The sequence below is a fragment of the Mycobacterium asiaticum DSM 44297 genome (assembly GCF_000613245.1).
GTDB lineage: Bacteria > Actinomycetota > Actinomycetes > Mycobacteriales > Mycobacteriaceae > Mycobacterium > Mycobacterium asiaticum.
This window is the reverse complement of record NZ_HG964936.1, coordinates 2,048,989-2,070,656: the sequence shown is the minus strand read 5'-3', so window position 1 is coordinate 2,070,656 and position 21,668 is coordinate 2,048,989. Positions and strand designations below refer to the sequence as shown.

The window sequence follows — 21,668 nt, the reverse complement described above, 5'->3', positions numbered from 1 at the left end:
ACGCGGAAGGGTCTGCCGGGTGGTCCGCGTCACAGTTGTCCGCAGCGGGCGCATTTGGCCACGTCAGAGCGGCTTGTTAAATTTTTGTACGATCGCACGATTTTTCCTCGCGTGTGCAGCAGAACAGCTACGCTTTGATTCGCACCAAAGTTCACGAGGCTGCTTCGTACGGGGGTCAATGGGTAGCTGGTCGCGGCGCTGCAGAGTGGCAGTGCCAATACGGCCCGGCGAAATTTCTCGAAGCGCTGATAACAGCGTGCGGCGGTGATAAGAACTTGTGGATAGGCAGAGAGGTGAAGGTTAGTGGTTAGGACGGGCGTCACTCCGGTCGCTGTCATTGGGATGGCTTGCCGGATGCCGGGGGGCATCAACTCTCCTGACTTGCTGTGGGACGCGTTGATGCGTGGCGCCGATCTGGTCACCGAAATCCCGCCGGATCGCTGGGACAACGACTACTACTACGACCCCGAGCCGGGAGTGCCTGGACGGTCGGTCTGCAAGTGGGGCTCCTTCCTCTCCGACGTCGGCGACTTCGACCCGGAGTTCTTCGGTATCTCTGAAAAAGAGGCCACCACGATGGATCCGCAGCATCGGTTGCTGCTGGAAACGGCGTGGGAGGCAGTGGAGCACGCCGGCCTGACCAAGGACACCATCGCCAAGCAGACCGGTGTCTTCATCGGTGTGAACTACGCCGACTACCAGCTCGTGCAGATGGCCTCGGATGCCTTCGACGGTCCCTACGGAAATCCGGGGTCGCTGTTCAGCATGGCCTCCGGGCGTATCTCCTACGCGCTCGGTCTGGAAGGACCGGCATCGACGATTGACACCGCGTGCTCTTCGGGACTGTTCGCGATCCACCAGGCGTGCCGGAGTTTGAACGACGGCGAGAGTGACATGACGATCACCGGCGGCGTCAACGTGATGCTGGAGCCGCGCAGGTCGGCCTCGGCTTCGGCGGGCGGCATGCTGTCGGGCACCGGACATTGCCATGCATTTGATGCCAAGGCGGACGGCTTCGTTTCCGGTGAGGGCTGCGTGCTGTTGGTCCTCAAGCGCCTTGCGGACGCCCAGCGCGACGGCGACCGGATCTTGGCGGTTGTGCGTGCCACGGCCGCCAATCAAGATGGCCACACCCCGAACATCACCATGCCTTCCGGCGACGCGCAGGAAGCGTTGTACCGCACGACGTTGGCGGCGGCGGGCGTCGACCCCAGCAGCATCGGCATGGTCGAGGCACACGGCACCGGGACGCCCGTCGGTGACCCCATCGAGTACACGAGCCTTTCCAAGGTCTACGCCATAGATAACAAGGTCGCGATCGGGGCATCCAAGACCAACTTCGGACACACCCAGGCAGCCGCCGGCGCGTTGGGATTGATGAAGACGGTGCTCGCCCTTCAGCACGGCGTGGTTCCGAAGAACCTGCATTTCGAAAAGCTGTCGGACGAGTTGGCGCAGATCGACACGAAGCTGTTCCTGCCGGTCGAACACACGGAGTGGCCTGTGTCGGGTGACGGCCCTCGGCGCGCAGCCGTATCGGCCTGGGGAATCTCGGGCACCAACGTCCACGCCATCGTCGAACAGGCGCCGGTGCCGCCCTCCCCCAACGGGCTGGCTACCAGCAGCCCCAGCACCGATGAGACGCTGCTGCTTCCTATCTCCGCCTCGTCCGAGATCGCATTGCGCCACACCGCGGCACGCCTGGCCGACTGGATCGAGAGGCACGCGACGGAGTTCGCGGCCCGCGATCTCGCGTACACCCTGGCGCGCCGGCGTGGGCACCGCTCGGTCCGGACGACCGTGCTGGCGAACAACGCATCCGAGCTGCTGACCGCTCTGCGCCAGGTCGCTGACGGTGAGGCCCTATACCCAGAAATTGTCGGCCAGGAGCAACGCCCGCCCGTATGGGTGTTCTCCGGCCAAGGCTCTCAGTGGGCCGCGATGGGTGCCGATCTGCTCGCCAACGAGCCGGTGTTCGCCGCGACCATCGCCGACATTGAGCCGTTGATCGCCGCGGAGTCCGGTTTTTCGGTAACCGAAGCCATGACCGCAGCCGAGAAGGTGACCGGCATCGATCGTGTGCAGCCGACGATCTTCGCCATGCAGGTCGCGCTGGCAGCCACTATGAAGTCCCACGGCGTTCACCCGGCTGCCGTCATCGGCCACTCGATGGGTGAGTGCGCTGCGGCCGTCGTCTCCGGTGCGCTCTCGCTGGAAGACGGCACGCGCGTGATCTGCCGCCGCTCGAAGCTGATGACCAAGATCTCCGGTTCCGGTGCCATGGCCTCCGTGGAACTGCCGGCCCAGCAGGTGCTTTCGGAGTTGATGGCACGCGGCATCAACGATGCGGTGGTCGCGGTGGTCGCCTCACCGGAATCGACCGTGATCGGCGGCGCCCCCGAAAGCGTCCGCGACATGGTGGCCGCGTGGGAAGAGCGCGACGTGATGGCGCGCGAGGTGGCCGTGGATGTCGCGTCGCACTCACCGCAGGTCGACCCGATTCTGGACGAGCTCTACGACGTCCTGGCCGACATCGAGCCGTTGTCCCCCACAATTCCGTACTACTCGGCTACCTCATTCGATCCGCGCGAGGAGCCCTACTGCGACGCCAACTACTGGGTCGACAACCTGCGCCACACCGTCCGGTTTTCCGCGGCGGTGCAGGCGGCGCTGGAAGACGGCTATCGCGTGTTCGGCGAGTTGTCGCCGCACCCGTTGCTGACGCACGCCGTCGACCAGACCGCGCGCAGCCTCGACATGACGGCCGCAGCGCTGGCGGCCATGCGCCGCGAACAGCCGGTTCCGTTCGGACTGCGCGGCTTCGTCGGGGATCTGTTCAGCACCGGCGCGACGGTTGACTTCTCGGCGATGTACCCCAGCGGACATCTTGTCGACGCGCCCCTTCCGGTGTGGAGCCACCGGACCCTGATGCTGAGCCGTGATGGTCACAGCTCGCAAGCCTTGCGGGCCAGTGTTCCGGTGCACCCGCTGATGGGTCAGCACGTGCGCTTGCCGGAGGAGCCCGAGCGCCACGTCTGGCAGGCCGAAATCGGCACCGCCGCCCTGCCGTGGCTGGCCGACCACCAGGTCCACGGCACCGCGACCTTGCCGGGCGCCGCGTACTGCGAAATGGCGTTGGCCGCCGCCCGCACCGTCTTCGGCGACGCATCCGTGGTGCAGGACATTCGCTTCGAGCAGATGCTGATGCTCGACGAGGAAACCCAGGTCACCCTGACCGCGACCGCTGAGGTTCCGGACTCCCTGAACTTCGTCGTCGAAACCAACGAGGACGGCGTTGCGTCGCGCCGGGCATCCGCGGTGTTGCAGGCTCTCGGCAGTGAAACGCCGCCGGCGCCACAGGACATCGAAGCTCTGCAAGCGTTGCACCCGAGTCCCGTTCAGGGCAGTGACCTCCGCGATGCACTTGACCTGTGCGGAATCCAGTACGGACCGGCGTTCACCGGCCTCGCAGTCGCGCACACCGCCGAAGAAACGGGCACCTCGGTGTTGGCCGAGATATCGCTGCCCAGCGTCATCCGCACCCAGCAGACCAACTACGGCGTGCACCCGGCGCTGCTGGATGCGTGCTTCCAGTCGGTAGCGGCTCACCCAAGCGTGGCGATCGCCAGTCTCGGTGGCTTGCTGTTGCCGCTGGGCGTTCGTGAGCTGCGCGCCTTCGGACCCGTGCACACCGCGAAGTACTGCTACTCCCGGGTGACCTCGGCGACCGGCGGCGCCGTTGAGGCCGACCTCGACCTGCTGGACAAGGAAGGTGCGGTAGTCCTGACGGTTCGCGGACTGCAGATGGGCACCGGGGTGTCGGCCAGCGGCGAGCGGGCGCGAGTGCTGGGTGAACGACTGCTGACCATCGAGTGGCAACAGCGGCAGCTGCCCGACGTCGCCACCACCGATGCCGGATCCTGGCTGTTCGTCAGCACCACCGACGCCGCCGACCTGCTGGCGGCGACGTTGACGGACTCAATGAAGCTGCATGATGCGGAGTCAACGACTCTGGCGTGGCACACCGACGGCGACCACTCGGCCATGGCCGAGCAGCTGCGTGACCAGTTGAACCGCGGCGGTTTCAACGGCGTGGTGGTTCTCACCGGAACCCAGCAGGGTGAGCCGGGTAGCGATTCCCCTCGCCGCAGTGGCGAGTACGTCCACCACCTGGTCCGGATCGCGTCCCAGCTGGCGGAGACAGAGGGCGAAGCGCCTCGGCTGTATGTCGTCACCCGGGACGCCCAGAAGGTTCTCCCCGACGACGTGCCGAACCTGGAGCAGGGCGGGCTGCGCGGATTGCTGCGGGTCATCGGTGCGGAGCACCCGCACCTGCACACCACCCACATCGATTTCGATGGGCAGACCGAGGCCGAGCAGGTGGTACGCCAACTGCTGCTGGCGGGAACCGAAGAAGACGAGACGGCGTGGCGCAACAACGAGTGGTACACGGCTCGTCTGTGCCCCTCGCCGCTGCGTCCCGAGGAGCGGCTAACCACGATCGCGGCTCACGACAGCGAGGGGGTCCGGATGCAGATCCGTACCCCAGGCGACCTGCAGACCATGGAGTTCGCCGCCTTCGACCGGGTGCCTCCGGGCCCCGGGCAGATCGAGGTTGCGATTACCGCATCGAGTATCAACTTCGCTGACGTGCTGAATGCTTTCGGCCGTTACCAGAGCCTCGACGGGATCCTCCCGGCGCTTGGCACCGACTTTGCCGGTGTGGTCACAGCAATCGGACCCGGTGTTACCAACCACAAGGTGGGAGACCATGTCGGCGGAATGTCGCCGCTCGGTTGCTGGGCCACGTTCGTCACGTGCGATGCCCGCCTTGCCACCACGTTGCCGGAGGGAATGACCGACGCGCAGGCCGCCGCGGTGACCACCGCGCACGCCACCGCTTGGTACGGCCTGAACGACCTGGCCCGCATGAAGGCCGGCGACAAGGTGCTGATCCACTCGGGCACCGGCGGCGTGGGACAAGCGGCTATCGCGATGGCCCGCTTGGCGGGGGCTGAGATCTTCGCGACCGCTGGCAGTGAGCGGCGTCGACAACTGTTGCGCGACATGGGTATCGAGCACGTCTACGACTCGCGCACCGTCGAGTTCGCCGAACAGATCCGGCGCGACACCAACGGCTACGGCGTCGACATCGTGCTGAACTCCGTCCCAGGAGCAGCCCAGCTCGCCGGCCTGAAGCTGTTGGCGCTGAGCGGACGTTTCGTCGAGATCGGCAAGCGGGACATCTACGGGGACACCAAGCTGGGCCTGTTCCCGTTCCGTCGCAACCTCGCCTTCTGGGGTGTCGATCTCGGTGTCATGTCGGTCAGCCACCCGGAGCAGGTCAGCGAAATCCTCAGCACCGTTTACCGGTTGACCGCAGAGGGCAAGCTCCCGATGCCGGAGGCTACGCACTACCCGCTGGCCGAGGCGGCAACCGCGATCCGGGTGATGAGCGCCGCAGAGCACACCGGGAAGCTGATCCTTGACATCCCGCGGGTGGGGCGCAGCAGTGTGGTGCTGCCGCCGGAGCAGGCTCCAGTGTTCCGCCGCGACGGCTCCTACATCATCACCGGCGGGCTGGGTGGCCTGGGGTTGTTCCTGGCCGAGAAGATGGCCGCGGCCGGTGCTGGTCGCATCGTGCTGAGCTCCCGGTCCCAGCCGTCGCGAAAGTCCTTGGAGACAATCGAACTCATCCGTTCGATTGGATCCGACGTCGTAGTGTCGTGCGGCGACATCGCACAGGCCGACACCGCCCACCAGTTGGTGGCGACCGCAACCGCGACCGGGCTTCCATTGCGCGGCGTCCTGCATGGTGCGGCGGTGGTCGAAGACGCCGTTCTGACCAACATCACCGATGAGCTGATCGACCGTGACTGGGCGCCAAAGGTTTACGGCGCGTGGAACCTCCACGAGGCATGTGCCACGGCGGAGCTGGACTGGTTCTGCTCGTTCTCCTCAGCGGCAGCGCTGTTGGGCTCACCGGGTCAGGGTGCGTATGCCGCAGCCAACAGCTGGCTGGACGCCTTCACTCACTGGCGGCGCGCACAAGGCTTGCCTGCCACCGCCATTGCGTGGGGAGCCTGGGGCGAGATCGGCCGAGGCGCGGACTTCGCGGAAGGCACCGGGGCCGCCATTGCTCCGGACGAGGGCGCTTACGCCTTCGAGGCGCTGCTCCGTCACGACCGGCCATACTCTGGCTACACCCCCCTGGTCGGGACACCGTGGATCGCGTCCTTCGCAGCGCGGAGCAAATTCCTGGAGCTGTTCAAGACCGCTGGCGACAAGCGTTCTGGGTCAAGCAAATTGCGCGCTGAATTGGCAGAGCTGCCGATCGAGGAGTGGCCCGGCCGGTTGCGGCGTCTGCTGGCCGAGCAGATTGGACTGATCCTGCGCCGAAACATTGACCCAGATCACCCGTTGTCCGAATATGGGCTCGACTCCCTGGGCAATCTCGAGTTGCGCACACACATCGAGTCTCAGACCGGCGTGCGCATCACGTCCGCCGACATCACGACCGTCCGAGGATTGGCCGATCACCTCGTCGACAAAATGGCACCAAAAGAAAGCGCGTCGACATGACGCAATCTCTACGACGAAATGACCTGTCCTGCAGGACTCTAGACACAGGAGGAAACGTGTTCATAGGTGGAGGGTCTGAGCACGACGGCATGAGGGTCGGAAACGCCTACGACTGGGATCCGGGTGACGGAATTGTCATCACCTGGGAACCGACTCCGGCTTGCCTCGCGAAGGCGCAGCAGGCGCCGGCGAGTTCGGTGCCGGCCAGCTGCATGCAGGCGGGTCACCTCCGCGGATTCGTCGAGTTCCGAGACAAGGGCCTCGACTACTCCCGCGCGATCATGGGCTCGTGGGAAGTACCGGGCCGGTGCGACATTCGCGCTATGACCTACGTGATCAACACGCATCTCCGTAGGCACGGGACCTACCACAGCTGGTTCGAGTTCAACGACCCGGACAACATCGTCCGCCACACCCTGCAGAACCCGCGCGACATCAACTTCGTCGCCAAGAAGCACGGTCCGATGACGCAGCCCGAGTGGGAAGCCCACGTGCTGGCCACTCCTGACCCACTGCAGTGGGATTGCTTCCGGTACGGCATCATTCAGTACGAAGACCGCTTCGCGCTGTATGCGGTCGTGGACCACCTTCACTGCGACCCGATGTTGATCGCCGGGTTGTACGTCGAAATCGTGATGAACTACAACGCGCTGGTCGAGGGCAGGGCGCCGATGAGCATGCCGCCCGCGGCAAGCTACGACGACTTCTGCATTCGCGAGAACGAGACGATCGCGGCCATGACCCTGGAGTCGCCGGAGGTACGCACCTGGGTCGAGTTCGCCGAAGCCAACGGCGGAACGCTGCCCGACTTCCCACTCCCCCTGGGTGACCAGTCGATCGCGTGCGGCGGCGACATCCGCGTTGAGCAATTGCTGGCGGCCGATCAAACGGCGAAGTTCGAATCAATGTGCCGGCAGGCGGATGCACGGTTCAGTGGCGGCCTGTTCGCTTGCGCCGCGCTGGCTCACTATGAGCTGACCGGCGAACTCACTTACTACGGGCTCACCCCGACCGACAAGCGCAAGACCCCGGCCGAATACATGACGGTCGGCTGGTTCACCGGCATCGTGCCTTTCACCGTTCCCATCGACCCGAACTCGTTCGAAGAAACCGCTCGCGCCGCCCAGGCATCATTCGACGCGAACATGAGCTGCAAGGACGTACCGTTCGACCGCGTGCTGGAGCTGGCCCCGTGGCTACGCAAGCCGGGACCGCAGTTCACGATGATGAGCTACATGGATGCGGGGCTGCCGCCCTTGTCCGGCATCGTGGCTACCGCTTTGGACGGTGTGAATGCGGGCGCATACACCGACGGCCGCAGCCCGGCGTACAAGTACTCGACGGTGTTCCGCTTGTTCGACGAGGTCTCGATCATGGTGTCGTACCCGAATAACCCGGTCGCTCGGGAGTCGGTCACGCGGTTTACCGACCAGTTGAAGTCGGTGTTCCAGCGGGTAGTGGCCGGCACTTTGGCGGTCGCCCCGGTTCGGGTGGCGCAGTAGCCGGTCCGTAGGACCGAAGTTCGCGTACGCGCGACGATATTTATTACGGAGTTGAATACCGGCAATGAAAGCTGTCCTCGCCGTCCATGGCACCCGCGGCGACGTCGAGCCTTGTGCCGCAGTCGGCGCTGAGCTCCAGCGTCGGGGGCACGAAGTGCAGATGGCGGTCCCGCCCAATCTGATTTCGTTCGTTGAGTCGGCCGGCCTCAAAGCCGTTGCCTACGGCCCGGATTCGCATGCGCAATTAGAGGAAGAGATCTTCCGCAGTTTCTGGCGGGTGCGTAATCCTCTCGGCGTCCTGCGCCCGGGCGCCGAATACCTCACCCGGGGATGGGCCGAGATGGGCGAGACGTTGGTATCGCTGGCGGAGGGTGCCGACATCATCGTCGCGGGCCAGACCTATCAGGGGGTTCCGGCCAATGTTGCCGAGTACCTCAAGATTCCGATGGCCGCACTGCACTACTTTCCGCAACGGGTGCACGGCCATTTGATCCCGCTGTTGCCGCCACCGGTCACCCGTACCGCGATGCGGGCGGTATACGGCTTGTATTGGCTGATGACCAAGGGCCCCGAAAATGAGCAGCGCCGCGCGTTGGGCATGCCGACGACAAGGGTTTCCTCCGCCAAGCGAATTGGGCAATACGACTGGCTGGAAATCCAGGGCTACGAAGACGTCTTCTTCCCGGGCCTGAAAGAAGAGTGGGGCGACAAGCGACCGTTTGTCGGCGCGCTGACGCTGGAATTGCCGACATCCACCGATGATGAAGTCGCAGCGTGGATTGCCGAGGGCACGCCCCCGATTTACTTCGGGTTCGGCAGTATGCGGGTGGAAACCCCCGAAAACACCGTCGCCCTGATCAGCGAGGTGTGCAGAGAGCTCGGCGCCCGAGCCCTGATTTGTGGTGGGGTAACGGATCTCGGGGATATTCCGGTACCCGACAACGTCAAACTGGTCGCCGAAGCCAACCATGCCGCCGTTTTTCCCAAGTGCCGCGCCGTTGTTCACCATGGCGGTCCCGGCACGCTGGCGGCGGGGATGAAGGCCGGCGTGCCGACACTGGTTCTCTGGATCAGCGCCGAACAGCCGCTATGGGCGGCGCAAGTGGTCAAACTCAAGATCGGCAAGGCGCGCCGTTTCGCCGGAGTCACCAAGAAAACTCTGCTCAAAGATCTGCAAAAGATCCTCGAGCCCAAGTACGTGAACCGCGCTCGGGAGATGGCCCAGCGGATGACCCCTTCGGCTGTCAGCGTCCAGAAGGCCGTCGACCTCATCGAAGCCAAGGTCCGTGAGAGCCAGAAGGCTGTGCCGGCGCGGGATGCGGGATAGCCTCCATGACCGGGCCGAATGTAACGCTAGCGTCACGATTGAGGGCGACAATTGATTACCCGGCCGGCGCCGGAACGAACTTGTAGGGTTGTAGAGTGTCAAGCCGTTCTTCTGGTTCCAGTGAATCGGCCAAGCCTGGGGGAATTTACGACCGCATAGGCCAATTCGTGGTGCAGTGGCCGCTGCTGGTCATCGGGGGCTGGATCGCGGTAGCGATCGCATTAGCTCTGGCATTTCCGCCGCTTCAGGTCCAGGCCGGAAAGCACCCGCCGCAGCCCTTCCCCGACGACGCCCCAACAATGGTCGTGACACGGGAGATGACCAAAGCATTCAGCGCGCCGGCGGACGGTTCAAAGGACGAACAGGGCGGCGCGGCGGCCGCGGCGGCGGCATCGCCAACTTCATTTCTAATGGTCGTATTGACCAATGAGAAGGGTCTCACGCCCGCCGACGAAGCCACGTACCGCAAACTCGTCAGCAAGCTGAACGAAGACACGCAAGACAAAATGTCGGTCCAGAATGCCCTGGACGACCAGGAGGCGCGGAACCTGCTGGTTGCCAAGGACGGCAAAGCCCTGATCCTGCCGGTCAATGTGCCTGGCGATCAGAACGATCCGGCCACCCTTGCGACCTACAAGCGTGTCGCGGCAATCGTCAAACAGACCGTCGCGGGAACGACCTTGACGGCTAACCTCAGCGGACCGCTGGCAACCGTGGCTGACATCACGGATATGGGCCAGGAGGATATCCACTTCATCGAGATCGCCACCGTGGTCAGCGTCTTGCTGATTCTGCTCGTCATCTACCGCAATCTGGTCACGATGTTCGTGCCGCTAGCGACGATCGGGATCTCGGTAGCCACCGCCCAGGGCGTCCTCTCCGGCGCGGCGGAACTCGGTCTGGGCACCAACCTGCAGGTCATGGTCTTCATGACCGCAGTCTTGATGGGCGCCGGAACGGACTATGCCGTCTTTCTGATCAGCCGTTACCACGACTACCTGCGGAACGGCGATGACTCCGATACAGCGGTCAAGAAGGCGCTGATGTCGATCGGCAAGGTGATCGCCGCGTCTGCGGCCACCGTTGCTGTCACGTTCCTCGCGATGATCTTCACGAAACTGGAAGTGTTCAACGCGGTCGGTCCGGCGATCTCGATCTCCATCGTCGTCGCGCTGCTGGCAGCGGTCACTTTCCTGCCCGCCGTTCTGGTGCTCGCCGGCCGGCGCGGTTGGATCAAGCCACGCGGCGAGCTGACCGGAAAGCTGTGGCGGCGCTCCGGAATTCGCATCGTGCGCCGGCCGCGCATCCACCTCGCCGCGAGTCTCGTCGTCCTCATCGCGCTCGCCGCGTGTCTCGGCGCCGTTCGCTTCAACTACGACGACCTCAAGTCGATGCCGGCCGACGTGGAAAGCTCCATGGGGTACGAGGCGATGAATCGCCACTACCCGATGAATGCGATGTCGCCCATGATGTTGTTCGTCCACTCATCGCACGACCTGCGGACTCCCAGCGCTCTCGCCGACCTCGAGCAAATTGCCAGTCGGGTCAGTCAAGTTCCTAGTATCACGATGGTGCGGGGGCTGACGCGGCCGAATGGGGAACCGCTAGAACAAATGAAGGTGTCGTGGCAAGCCGGTGAGGTCGGCAGCAAGCTCGACGAAGCCTCCAACCAGATCGAGAATCACGGCGGTGACCTGGACAGATTGGTCGGTGGCGCAAACCAATTGGCCGATGCCCTCGCCCAGCTTCGAGACCAAGTCACGGGTGCCGTATCCAGTCTGAGCGGTACGGTCGCGGCACTTACCGCTATGGAGGAGATGATCGGCGGTGACCGCGCCATTGCTGCTCTGGACCAGGGGGCACGGTACACCGGACAGATGAAGGCCCTCGGCGACAGCCTCAGTGCCTCCACCGCAAATGCGGAGAACATATCGGCATGGGCCGGCCCGATGCTGAGGGCGCTGTACAACTCTCCGGATTGCAACATCGATCCTGGGTGTGTGAATTCGCGTGCCGGCTTGGCCGCAATGGTTGCGGCCGACAACGATGGAACCCTGGTTTCCATCAAGGCACTGGCACGGAATCTTCAAGCGACGCAGCAGGCCCGCACCATCGGCGAGACGCTGACAAAGATCCAGCAGACGCTCACTCAGGCCTCCAGCGCTTTGAAGACCATCAAGAATCTGCAAGCAACGATGGCCCAAGCGCAGCAAGGCTCTAACGCGCTTGCCGACGGAAGCCGGGCAATTGCCTTCGGCGTCAAGGAACTTGTGGATCAGACCAGGAAGATCGGTGGCGGTCTGAACGAGGCGTCAACGTTTTTGCTTGAGATGAAGCATGATGCCACGAAGCCGAACATGGCAGGCTTCAACCTTCCCCCACAGATCATGACGAGGGATGAGTACAAAAAGGGCGCGCAGATCTTCCTCTCGCCGGATGGCCACGCCGCGCGATACTTCATCCAGAGCGCGCTCAATCCGTTCAGCACGGACGCGATGGACCAGATCACCGCGATCGAGAAGGCCGCCCGCGAAGCGATACCGAACACCGAAATATCGGACGCCAGGATTGCGGTAGCCGGGGTTCCTACCGGGCTTCGCGATACGCGCGACTACTACAACGGCGATATGAATTTCATCATCATCGCGACCATCATCATTGTGTTTCTGATTTTGGTGATTCTGTTGCGCGCCGTTGTTGCGCCGCTGTACCTCATTGCCTCGGTGCTGCTCTCCTATTTGTCAGCATTAGGCATCGGTGTTCTCGTCTTCCAATTCCTCCTCGGCAAAGAACTGCACTGGAGCCTGCCCGGGCTTTCATTCATTCTGCTTGTCGCCGTGGGCGCGGACTACAACATGCTGCTCATCTCCCGAATACGTGATGAATCGCCACACGGTGTGCGGTTCGGCGTCATCCGCACCGTAGCGTCCACCGGCGGTGTGATCACCTCGGCGGGTCTGATCTTCGCGGCATCCATGTTCGGCCTGCTCACCGCCAGTATCAGCACCATGCAAGAAGCGGGCTTCATCATCGGGATTGGCATCGTGATCGACACGTTCCTGGTGCGCACCGTCACCGTTCCGGCTTTGGCCGCGATGATCGGGCAGAAGAACTGGTGGCCCTCCAAGCTGGACGGTTCGGGCAAATCGCGATCGAACGGAAAAGCAAACCAGGTATGGGCGAAGATTTCACGTCAGTTGATCAAGATGAAATTGCTGCCGCCGCCGCCACCACCGCCTAAAAAACCGCGGCCGCGGCCGGGGGCCCGCGCCGGCCAGAGGGCACCCGCGAAAGCTCGAGCAGGTCACTACGAGCCCAGCCACTCGCTTCCGTTGTTCGACCTGAGCGGAGTGCGGAAACAGCTGACGGACGACCTCCAATGGACAGATTCCGGCCCGATTGCCAAGCGCAACGGCACTGGCAAGAAGAAGCGCAAAAAGGTAGATCCCTACGTGGGCCACTCGCTGCCGCTGTTCGGTTACAGCGTCATTCCACACAGTGCCGTCGTCGTGGGGACAAAGCCGGCAAAGAGCAACGGCAACGGCGCGGCCACCGACCAAGCAGTCGACCCGCAGTGAGCTGAGGTTGAATGCCCGGCCGGTGTCGAGCCGGCCGGGCGAATCGGCGCTATGCGTCCAGGCGGGTGAACTCGTCCTGGCGGTACAGCTCGACGCATTGCGACCTTCTGATCTTGCCGCTGGTGGTGATCGGGATCGAACCCGGCGATACCAGCACCAGATCCGACACAGTGAGTCCGTGTGACTTCGAGATTGCCGATTTCACTTCACGTTGGACGGCACGCAGCTTGTCCAACGCGTCCTCGTCATTGTCGCGCTTCTTCATCTCGACGATCGCGACCAGCTTCTCGACGCCTCGGTCGGATACCGCGATGGCCGCGCATCGACCGGAAGTGATCTCTTGGATAGTGGCTTCGATGTCATCGGGGGAATGGTTGCGGCCGTAGACAATCAGAAGATCCTTGATCCGCCCGATGATGAAAAGCTCTCGCTCGGAGAAGAACCCGGAATCCCCCGTTCGCAGCCACGGCCCCTCGGCGGTCCCTGGACCCGGGTCGACGATCTTCGCCTGGAACACCCGTTGCGTCTCTTCGGGTTTCGACCAATAACCGGACGCGACGTTGCCGCCACGAACCCAAATCTCGCCGACGGTCCCCTCGGGGCATTCGCGATTCGTGTCGGCGTCGACGATGCGAACTTCCATCGACTCGGGCGCTCCGTAGCTCACCAGCGGTGTGCCGGTACCGCCCTGAACCCGCACCGCGGTGCCCGCCGGCAACTTCTCGCTGTCGAAGTAACCGATCTCCGGCGGATCACCGGGTTCGCGGGTGGCAATGTAAACCGTTGCCTCTGCCATCCCGTAGGCCGGCCGGTGCGCCTCGGGTGGGAAGTTGAAGGGCGCGAATCGATCTGTGAATCGCTTGAGGGTGGCCGGCTGCACCCGCTCGCTGCCGTTGAGAATGCTGTGGAGCCCCCCGAGATCGAGTCCGGCCAGGTCTTCGCTGGACGTCTTGCGCACCGCTATGTCGAAGGCGAAGTTCGGGCCCGCCGAAACCGTGCACTCATGCTCGGCGATGAGTTGCAGCCACCTGGCCGGGCGCTGCAGAAAGCCGACCGGGCTGGAGAGCACCGTGGTAAAGCCACCCAAGATCGGCATGATGATGCCCAGCAGCAGGCCCATGTCGTGGTAGAGGGGCAACCAGGACACGATCGTCAGGCCCGGGGGTGCGACGCCCCCGCGGGCCTTGAAGAAGTCACCAATGATCTGCTCGTAGTTGGCGAAAACGTTCCGGTTGTTGACCATGACGCCAGCCGGCGTGCGGGTCGAGCCGGACGTGTACTGCAGGTACAGGAATTCGGGCTGGTCACTCCGCCCGGCCCGCGGCCGTGGTCCCGATGGTCTTCTTCGCGAATCCAGATCGAGCAGGTCGATTTCGACGGTCGTGGGGATGTCGGACGTCCCGTCTGCCTGCACCACCTCTCGGACATTCTCCGCGACGGCGGATGTCGTCAAGATCACAGCGGGCGATGTGTCGGCAAGAACGGAAAGCGTTCGCTCGTCGTGGGCGCCGCCGTAGGGCACGGACAATGGAACAGCGATAAGGCCGGCCTGCAGGGCACCAAGGAACCCGACCAGGTATTCGAGCCCCTGCGGCGACAAGATGAGCGCCCGGTCACCCGTCGAACCGTGTGCCTTCAGTTCTTCGGCCAGGTTCGACACTCGCCGGTACAGCTGTGCCCACGTCAGGGTGGTGCGAACGCCGTCCCAATCTTGCTCGTAATCAACATATGTGAACGCCGGGTCATTGGGCTGCAAGCTAGCGCGCTCGCGCAGCACGGCGGGAAGGGAGGACTCAACCACGGACATCAGGTTACATATGTGGCCGCGTTTTCTGGCGGGAACGTGAAGGTAGGCCCACGGCAGACGTCACCTAGGCTGATGTGAAATGGAAAATCTGCTCGCGCACATGGACCAGGTGTCGTTTCTCGGTGTTCGGGCGCTCGGCTACGGCGCGTTGGTCCAGTTCAGCTGGATATACGACCGCCCGGTCAACCTCGACCAGCTGCGCCGATTTCACGAGAACTTGGGCTATGGACTGCTGGGGCGACGGGTTGAACGGTCTCCCCTACCGTTCGCTCGTGACCGCTGGGTCAGCTGCCGGGGACCCCGCGACGTGGACGTCGCAGCCACTTCCCGTGCGCGCTCCGAGGTCACCGCTTGGGCGTATGAGCGCGCCTGCCTGCCCATCGATCCAGAACGCGGGCCCAGTTGGCATCTCGGGGTGCTGCCACTGACGGATGGCGGGTCGGCGGTGTGTCTGACAGCTTCGCATACCGTTGTGGACGGGTTGGGGTTCCTGCAAGCGATCGCCGATGCGGTCCACGGTCGCAGGCACCATTTCGGGTATCCGCTCCCGGGTTCGAGGACGCGGCGGCGGGCAGTGGTTGAGGATGGTCGCCTGACGATCGCCTCTGCTCCGCAGTTGGCTCAGGCGCTCGCAGCGACCGGACGCGTGGTGCGCAATCGTCGCAGTGACGTTCGCGCGTCTTTCACCTCCAGCCGCACTTCTCGGCGGGGCGGCGGGGCCGACCACCCCGTCGTCGTGCCCTCCGTGACCGCCTACATCGACCTGCTGGATTGGGACGCATGCGCCAATAGCCTTGGCGGCAATAGCCATACCCTGCTAGCAGGATTCGCCGCCCGCCTCGGTGTGCGGACCGGGCGGGTGTGCCCCGACGGGACGGTCAACCTGTCCCTGCCGATCAGCGATCGGACCAAGGACGACACCCGGGGAAACGCTATGGTGTTGCCTGTCGCTTCCGTCGACCCAACCGGGTTGACCGCAGACCTGACCGAGGTGCGCGGTAAAGCCAAGCTGGCGTTCACCGACCTGAGCCGCACGTCTGATGAATTGCTGGCCACGCTGCCGCTGACGTCGATGGCTCCGAAATGGTTGGCGCGCAGGACAGCAGGGGTAGGGATGGGAAGTGCACAACTCCCGATCGGCTGCTCGAATATGGGCGATCTGGACCCGGTGGTCAATCGACCGGATGGCACCGACGCCGATTACGCGGCTGGGCGGCTAGTGGAGCCTGGGATCAGCAAGCGTGTTCTGGAGCGGATGCGTGGTCAGCTGTTCTTGGTATCTGGGCGGATTCACGGCAGATTGTGGATCTCACTCAATGCCTACCTTCCGGGGGTTATCACCGACCGGCAGGAATTGAAAGAAGCGGCGCTGCGCACCCTCGACGAATTTGGCTTAACCGCAGAAATCCACGGCTGATCAGCTTGCCGAAGTCTCCAACCGCAGCGCCTTGTGCGCGCTGCGGTCGTGCGCGATCCCTATCTGCCGCATGATGTTTGCCGCCACACGAAGGCCGTGTAGGCGCCGCAATCCTTGCAGCATGGCGATATTCGCACCCAGCTCATAACGCCAGGCGCCGAAGTGCGCATTGGCCGTCCGGCGGCCAAAGTGGTTGATGTAGGCCATCTCTGTCGTGTAGACGCCGAATCCGGCGTTGCGCGCGCGAAAACAGAGATCGAGGTCCGGCCCCCACCCGTACTGCTTGAAGTCGACCAGATTCATGCCGCCGGTTTCCTGCCAGCAGGCCCGCGAGACCATAAAGGCAGTGCCCTCCACCGACGGCACCACCCGGTACTGCGGGCGGGGTACGTAGTCGGCGGCATCGGGCTTTTGATTATCCGTCGCGTATGGGTAACCGTGATCGAACATCGGGCCCACGACCCCTGCGTCGGCTGGTAGCCGCGGGTCGAGTAGGCCAGCGACGAAACCCTTCGAGATTCGGGTGTCGTTATTCAGCGTCATAGCGTGGGAATAGCCTTCGGAGAACGCAATTGCGAACCCGTGTTCGCTTCCGCCCGCCCACCCCAAGTTCTCGCCTGGGGTGACCACCCGCTCCTGGGCGATTCTCGGGTAGTCACCGCGATTGTCGATGATCACGTAGTCGGCGCCCTCGCGCTCCAGGTCACCCACCAGGGCGTGGGTGTATTCGTGCTGTCCGAAGACCGGGACAGTGATCAGAACCGACACGCTAGCCACCGTACATCGGCCCAATCCGCTTCGGGCCGCGTTGGAAAACCGCTTCGACGAGTGGGCGCCTCATTTCAGAAGAACCGCTTACCACGCGCAGCGTCTTCGAGAAGGTCGGCCGCCGTAGCGACGCTGATGGTGGCTTTCGTCATCTGGGCGGCGACATCTCGGGCTCGCTCGACGCATTGCGGCGTGAGTATCCGACGCAGATCCTTGGTCAGAGACCTAGCCGTGACGCGCGAAAACCGCCGGGCCCTGCCGACTTTGAGCCGCTTCACCACCGCTGCCCAGATCGGCTGATCCGAGGCCACCCACAGGATCAGAGTGGGCACCCCGGCGCGCAAGCCGGCGGCGGTGGTACCAGCGCCGCCATGGTGTACCACCGCCCGGCAGGCGGGGAAAATCGCGGCGTGGCTGACCGCCCGCACCACCTTGACCCGGGGCGAAGCCGGCACATCGTTCAAATTGGTTGCACCGGAGCAGATTAACGCTCGCTCACCTAACTCGTCGCACGCCCTGATGATCGTGCGCACCATCTCGGCCGGCGACTTGACCGGCATGCTGCCGAAGCCGAAATAGATCGGCGGAGTACCCGACGCAATCCAACTCAAGGTCTCGTCGTCGAAATCGGTGGGCAATTCCGCGGTCAACGCACCGACGAAAGGTCGTCGCGCGGTCCATTCTGCGCTCAAGCCGGGGAAACACAGCGCGTCGTAGGCCTGCAACTCCAGCGATCCGCGATCCGCCATTCGCCGTGACGCGGGCCCCTTGGCCCTGGCTATACCCAGTTCGCGTCGTTGCACGTCCTCGGCGCGCTTGACCAGGCGCCACTGCGCCCAGTCGCTCACCGTCATCGCCGAGCGCAGCACGGGCGCAGGGACGATGGACATCAAATGGCCATTCGGTCGCATCGGGACGTGATGCCATGCAGCCAGGGGAATGTTGTAGTGCTCGGCGACGTTGGCGGCCGCTTCCTGGTACGAAACACCGCTAAACAGAAGATCGGCCCCGGCCGTCACCGACCTCAGCGTGTGGCTCACGTCAGCCCAGCGCTGATTGACGTGGTCCAGCGCGTCCCGTACCGGTTTGATCGGATCTCTGATGCTCCACGGAGTGACGAAAACATCGGGAATCTCGCCCGTGGGGGGACCCATCGGAACCGCCGCCAGGCCCATGCTCTCAACGAATCCGACCTGGTCGGGCGGGGTGGCCACGACAACGTCGTGCCCGCGGCGCCGCAGTTCGATCCCGACTGCTGCGCATGGCTCGACGTCGCCGCGCGTCCCGCAACTCGACAGGACGAATCTCATCGACCTTTAGTCATTCGGGAGCTTGTAAATCAACATGACGTGCGGAACGCGGTACAACACATCGAACCAGTCCAGCGGCAGCGGCGTCTCGGACACCTCGACGGCCTGCTCCTCAATCCACCGCAGGGCCGTCCGATAATCGCCCGCTATTTCGAGCCGGTATGCCAGCCGGAAGGCTCCGATGTGGAACTTGGTCAGCGCCTTCTCCACCCGGGTCTCGGGCAGATCCTCGAACGCAATGATGCTGCGCCGGGCGACCCGACGGCATTCCTTGATCAACGCCATCGGGTCGTTGCAGTGATGCAGCACGAAACTGAGAACGACATGGTCAAAGGCATTGTCCGGGAAAGGGATCGATCTGCCGTCGAACACACTGAAGTCGATGGGGGTGGTCACCGCGTCATGGACGTCTATTCCGGTCGTGACCGCACCGTGCATCTCCGTCAGGTACTTGCACAGATGCCCCGTTTCGCACCCGACGTCCAGGACCGTGTCGCCCCGACCGATGTGGTCTCCGAGCATCAGGGCCTGGCTTTCCAGCCGCTTCCCCAAGACCCTCGGGGACCACGGTATGAGAGTCGCCTGCGCTCGCCGCCCAGCGCGCCGCCAGTTCGCGCGACGATCGGTTCGCCGGCGATCATCGGTGAAAAAGCGTTGCAGGGCGGTCATCTCGGTCCGTTCGATCAGCTGTGAAGGTCGTAGACTATCAGTCCAGCCGCTGGCGGCAGGGCGTTCTGGACAACCGGTGACTGCCGGAGATCCGACTCACACACGGCGTTTTTGCGAATGCGGCGATAATCCAGCACGCGCGTACCGAACATGAAATACTTCCTCCCGTGGGGCAGCATGCTGTTGAGGTCGAGGGCCTCACGAAAACGTTTGGAGGGCCCGCGCCGGCTCTTCGTGGGGTGGATTTCTCGGTTCCGGCAGGCTCGGTGTGCGCGATCCTGGGCCATAACGGCGCTGGCAAGACGACCACGCTGAACATCCTGTGCACATTGATTCGGCCCACTTCGGGCCGCGCGGTGGTCGCTGGGTACGACGTCGTCAGTCAATCAGCCAAAGTGCGCTCTCAAATCGGGATAACCGGACAATTCACGGCGGTGGACCCGATGCTCACGGCACGGGAGAACCTGGTCCTGTTCGGACGCATGCGCGGGCTTGGCCGTAAGCAAGCAAAGGCGCGCGCCGACGAGTTGATTGGGCAGTTCGACCTGGTCGCGGCGGCCGACCGGCGAGTATCGACCTTCTCGGGAGGCATGTGGCGGCGGGTCGACCTCGCCAGCGCATTGGTGGTCACACCCAAGGTGTTGTTCCTCGACGAACCCACCACCGGACTGGACCCGCGTAGCCGCCGTGACGTGTGGAGCATCGTCAGTTCGCTTGCCGCGCAGGACGTCACCGTGCTGCTCACGACTCAGTACCTCGAAGAGGCGGATGTCCTGAGCGATTCGATCATTGTCTTCGATCACGGTCAGGTGATCGCCAGTGGCACCGCGGCCGAACTCAAGCGCAAGGCGGGCGCCTGCTACTGCGAGGTGACACCTGCCAACCCAGCGGACCTGTCGCAGGTCGGGTCGGCGCTGGCCGGACTGGAGGGCATTGATCTCGACTCTGACACCAACTCGGTATCCGTACTCGCTAGGGACGGCGTGGCCACGTTGACGGAAGTTTTCCGCCGGCTCGATGCGATCGGCATCGAGATCGCCGACATCTCCCTGCGTAAACCATCTCTGGATGAAGCGTTCCTGCACCTCACCAGCCAACCCGTCCCCCAGACATGACCGCCCTGGCCGCCCTCACTGAAAGATCGCTGCGCAATACGCTCCGCGACGCAGGGATCATCTTCGAGGTGTTCGTGCCGATCGTCTCTCTGGTGGGTCTCACCATGGCCACGCACGGCATGATCGACACCGGCCACATGACATACCCGCAGTACGTGCTGCCCGCTGTCGTCGTCCAGTCGATGATCATGGCTGCGGCGCTCACCGCTGACCGTGCCGGCCGCGATCGCGTGTTCGGTTTGGGTACGCGACTGCGGACCATGCCGATTGCGGCGATATCCCCGGTGAGCGCGCGGATCACGGCCACGCTGGTGCGGGCATTGATCGCCTTAACGGCGACCATGATCGCGGGTTACGCGTTCGGTTTCCGGGTGACAGGCGGACTTCCCGCCGGCTTAGCCTTCGTCTTCCTGGCACTTCTGCTCTGCTTGGCGGTGTCCCTCGGCGCCGACGCCCTGGGGTCCAGAGGCGGCAACATCGAGACGACGAGCCAAATGCTGCTCATCCCGCAGCTGGTACTGATCCTGCTGTCCACGGGCGTTGCGCCGGAGAAGACCTTCCCCGAGTGGATCCGGCCGTTCGTGCGCAACCAGCCGGTATCGCATACCGCCGAAACATTGCGGGGTTTGGCCAGTGGGCACGTGCCGGCGAACCATGCAACAGCAGCCATGGCGTGGTGTTTGGGAATGCTCTTGGTCTTTGGAGGGATCACACTGCGGATGCAGAGGCGCGGCGCATGAACCCGGCAAGCAACGCACTTTTTGCGCTGGTAAACCAAAGTTGGCTGCACGCCGGACGGATCATGATCCGGTGGCGGCGGGAACCTGCGGCGGTGCTCAGCACCGTGCTCCTACCCATCTGCCTGCTGGTGGTGTATAAGGCGGTACTTGGCGAGCAGATATACAAGGTCACCGGCGTGGACAGCATCTATGGACTTGTTCCGATGTGCGCGGTGCTGGCGGGGATGTTCGGCGCCCTGGGCGGTGCCGTCGGCATTCCAATGGAACGCTCCTCCGGCCTGCTCAGTCGCATGTGGGTGCTGCCGGTGCACCGCGCAAGCGCTATCGCCGGCCGGCTGACCGCCGAGGCCGCGCGTGCTCTCTTGGGGACCATCCTTATCACCGCGGTCGGAACGGCGATGGGTCTGCGATTCGCGCATGGCTGGCACACCGCCCTCGCGTACATACTGATTCCGCCGCTGGTGGTGGTCGGATTCACGGCACTCGTGATGACGCTGGCCGTTCGCAGCAACGGCCGCGCCATCGTGACCTATCTGGCGGCCATCATCACCGCCCTGGTCTTCATCAGTTCCGGTACTACGCCCGTCTCGCAGTTTCCCCACTGGCTACAGCCAGTGGTCCGGATGCAACCGATGTCACCCCCGATTGAGGTGATGCGGGCGCTCGCGCACGAAGGCCCACTGCTATTGCCGCTGGTGATGACTCTCGGGTGGGCGGTCGCGCTGATCGCAGTGTTCATTCCGCTGGCCGTGCGTGGCTACCGGTCCGCCGCCGAGTGCAGCGCTTGAGCTGACGCGATAGGCGTTTCTCGCTTTGCCGCGGCCGCTGCAGTCTAGGCTCAACCTCGACCAGT

12 protein-coding genes are annotated in these 21,668 nt (G+C 63.8%); 8 read left to right on the top strand and 4 right to left on the bottom strand.

What is annotated here, in order from left to right; all coding sequences use genetic code 11:
• The first annotated feature begins 303 nt into the window (after nt 1-303).
• The 4 genes from pks2 (at nt 304) to BN972_RS09945 (ending at nt 12,989) form a co-directional block, all read left to right on the top strand.
• Nucleotides 304-6,582 carry a sulfolipid-1 biosynthesis phthioceranic/hydroxyphthioceranic acid synthase gene (pks2, locus tag BN972_RS09960; RefSeq protein ID WP_036355780.1) on the top strand — a complete coding sequence of 2,093 codons (6,279 nt, stop codon included), beginning with the start codon at nt 304-306 and terminating at the stop codon, nt 6,580-6,582.
• 89 nt (nt 6,583-6,671) lie between these two features.
• Nucleotides 6,672-8,084 carry a condensation domain-containing protein gene (locus BN972_RS09955; protein ID WP_036355777.1) on the top strand — a complete coding sequence of 471 codons (1,413 nt, stop codon included), beginning with the start codon at nt 6,672-6,674 and terminating at the stop codon, nt 8,082-8,084.
• A 64-nt stretch (nt 8,085-8,148) separates the two neighbouring features.
• Entirely contained in the window at nt 8,149-9,411 is a 1,263-nt protein-coding gene (locus BN972_RS09950; protein ID WP_036355775.1) for a glycosyltransferase, read from the top strand.
• Between the two features lie 95 nt (nt 9,412-9,506).
• Nucleotides 9,507-12,989: an MMPL/RND family transporter gene (locus tag BN972_RS09945; protein ID WP_036355772.1), complete on the top strand. Its 3,483-nt coding sequence runs from the start codon at nt 9,507-9,509 to the stop codon at nt 12,987-12,989.
• A 49-nt stretch (nt 12,990-13,038) separates the two neighbouring features.
• On the opposite strand, the gene BN972_RS09940 is transcribed toward BN972_RS09945, so the two are convergent.
• A complete protein-coding gene (locus tag BN972_RS09940) occupies nt 13,039-14,796 on the bottom strand; it encodes an AMP-binding protein (protein WP_080696756.1) in 1,758 nt (585 codons plus the stop codon).
• A 745-nt stretch (nt 14,797-15,541) separates the two neighbouring features.
• Here BN972_RS09940 and BN972_RS30260 point away from each other — a divergent pair.
• Nucleotides 15,542-16,213, top strand: a complete 672-nt coding sequence (locus tag BN972_RS30260) for a hypothetical protein (RefSeq protein WP_235192400.1) — start codon at nt 15,542-15,544, stop codon at nt 16,211-16,213.
• Here BN972_RS30260 and BN972_RS09930 read toward each other — a convergent pair whose 3' ends face one another.
• The 3 genes from BN972_RS09930 to BN972_RS09920 form a co-directional block, all read right to left on the bottom strand.
• On the bottom strand, nt 16,214-16,981 hold the full coding sequence (locus BN972_RS09930; protein ID WP_036355768.1) for a glycosyltransferase family protein: 768 nt from the start codon (nt 16,979-16,981) through the stop codon (nt 16,214-16,216). It abuts the gene before it with no gap.
• A 74-nt stretch (nt 16,982-17,055) separates the two neighbouring features.
• Nucleotides 17,056-18,291, bottom strand: a complete 1,236-nt coding sequence (locus BN972_RS09925; RefSeq protein WP_036355767.1) for a glycosyltransferase — start codon at nt 18,289-18,291, stop codon at nt 17,056-17,058.
• A gap of 6 nt (nt 18,292-18,297) precedes the next feature.
• Nucleotides 18,298-18,843, bottom strand: a complete 546-nt coding sequence (locus BN972_RS09920; RefSeq protein ID WP_158086292.1) for a class I SAM-dependent methyltransferase — start codon at nt 18,841-18,843, stop codon at nt 18,298-18,300.
• A 284-nt stretch (nt 18,844-19,127) separates the two neighbouring features.
• On the opposite strand from BN972_RS09920, the gene BN972_RS09915 reads away from it, so the two are divergent.
• Genes BN972_RS09915 through BN972_RS09905 form a run of 3 tightly spaced genes read left to right on the top strand, consistent with a single transcriptional unit; the run spans nt 19,128 to nt 21,603 of the window.
• Nucleotides 19,128-20,075 carry a daunorubicin resistance protein DrrA family ABC transporter ATP-binding protein gene (locus BN972_RS09915; RefSeq protein WP_036355766.1) on the top strand — a complete coding sequence of 316 codons (948 nt, stop codon included), beginning with the start codon at nt 19,128-19,130 and terminating at the stop codon, nt 20,073-20,075.
• Nucleotides 20,072-20,815 (top strand): ABC transporter permease, encoded by a 744-nt coding sequence (locus BN972_RS09910; protein ID WP_036355764.1) that lies wholly within the window; start codon nt 20,072-20,074, stop codon nt 20,813-20,815. The genes BN972_RS09915 and BN972_RS09910 overlap by 4 nt, the downstream gene beginning before the upstream one ends.
• The gene (locus BN972_RS09905; protein WP_080696755.1) at nt 20,812-21,603 is read left to right on the top strand and encodes an ABC transporter permease; all 792 of its coding nucleotides are present in this window, start codon (nt 20,812-20,814) and stop codon (nt 21,601-21,603) included. Before BN972_RS09910 ends, BN972_RS09905 begins: the two co-directional genes overlap by 4 nt.
• The last annotated feature ends 65 nt before the right edge of the window (nt 21,604-21,668 follow it).

Coding starts and splice junctions, on each gene's coding strand:
- BN972_RS09910 (WP_036355764.1), top strand. CDS start 20,072: ATGACCGCCCTGGCCGCCCTCACTGAAAGATCGCTGCGCAATACGCTC.
- BN972_RS09955 (WP_036355777.1), top strand. CDS start 6,672: ATGAGGGTCGGAAACGCCTACGACTGGGATCCGGGTGACGGAATTGTC.
- BN972_RS09925 (WP_036355767.1), bottom strand. CDS start 18,291: ATGAGATTCGTCCTGTCGAGTTGCGGGACGCGCGGCGACGTCGAGCCA.
- BN972_RS09950 (WP_036355775.1), top strand. CDS start 8,149: ATGAAAGCTGTCCTCGCCGTCCATGGCACCCGCGGCGACGTCGAGCCT.
- BN972_RS09940 (WP_080696756.1), bottom strand. CDS start 14,796: ATGTCCGTGGTTGAGTCCTCCCTTCCCGCCGTGCTGCGCGAGCGCGCT.
- BN972_RS09905 (WP_080696755.1), top strand. CDS start 20,812: ATGAACCCGGCAAGCAACGCACTTTTTGCGCTGGTAAACCAAAGTTGG.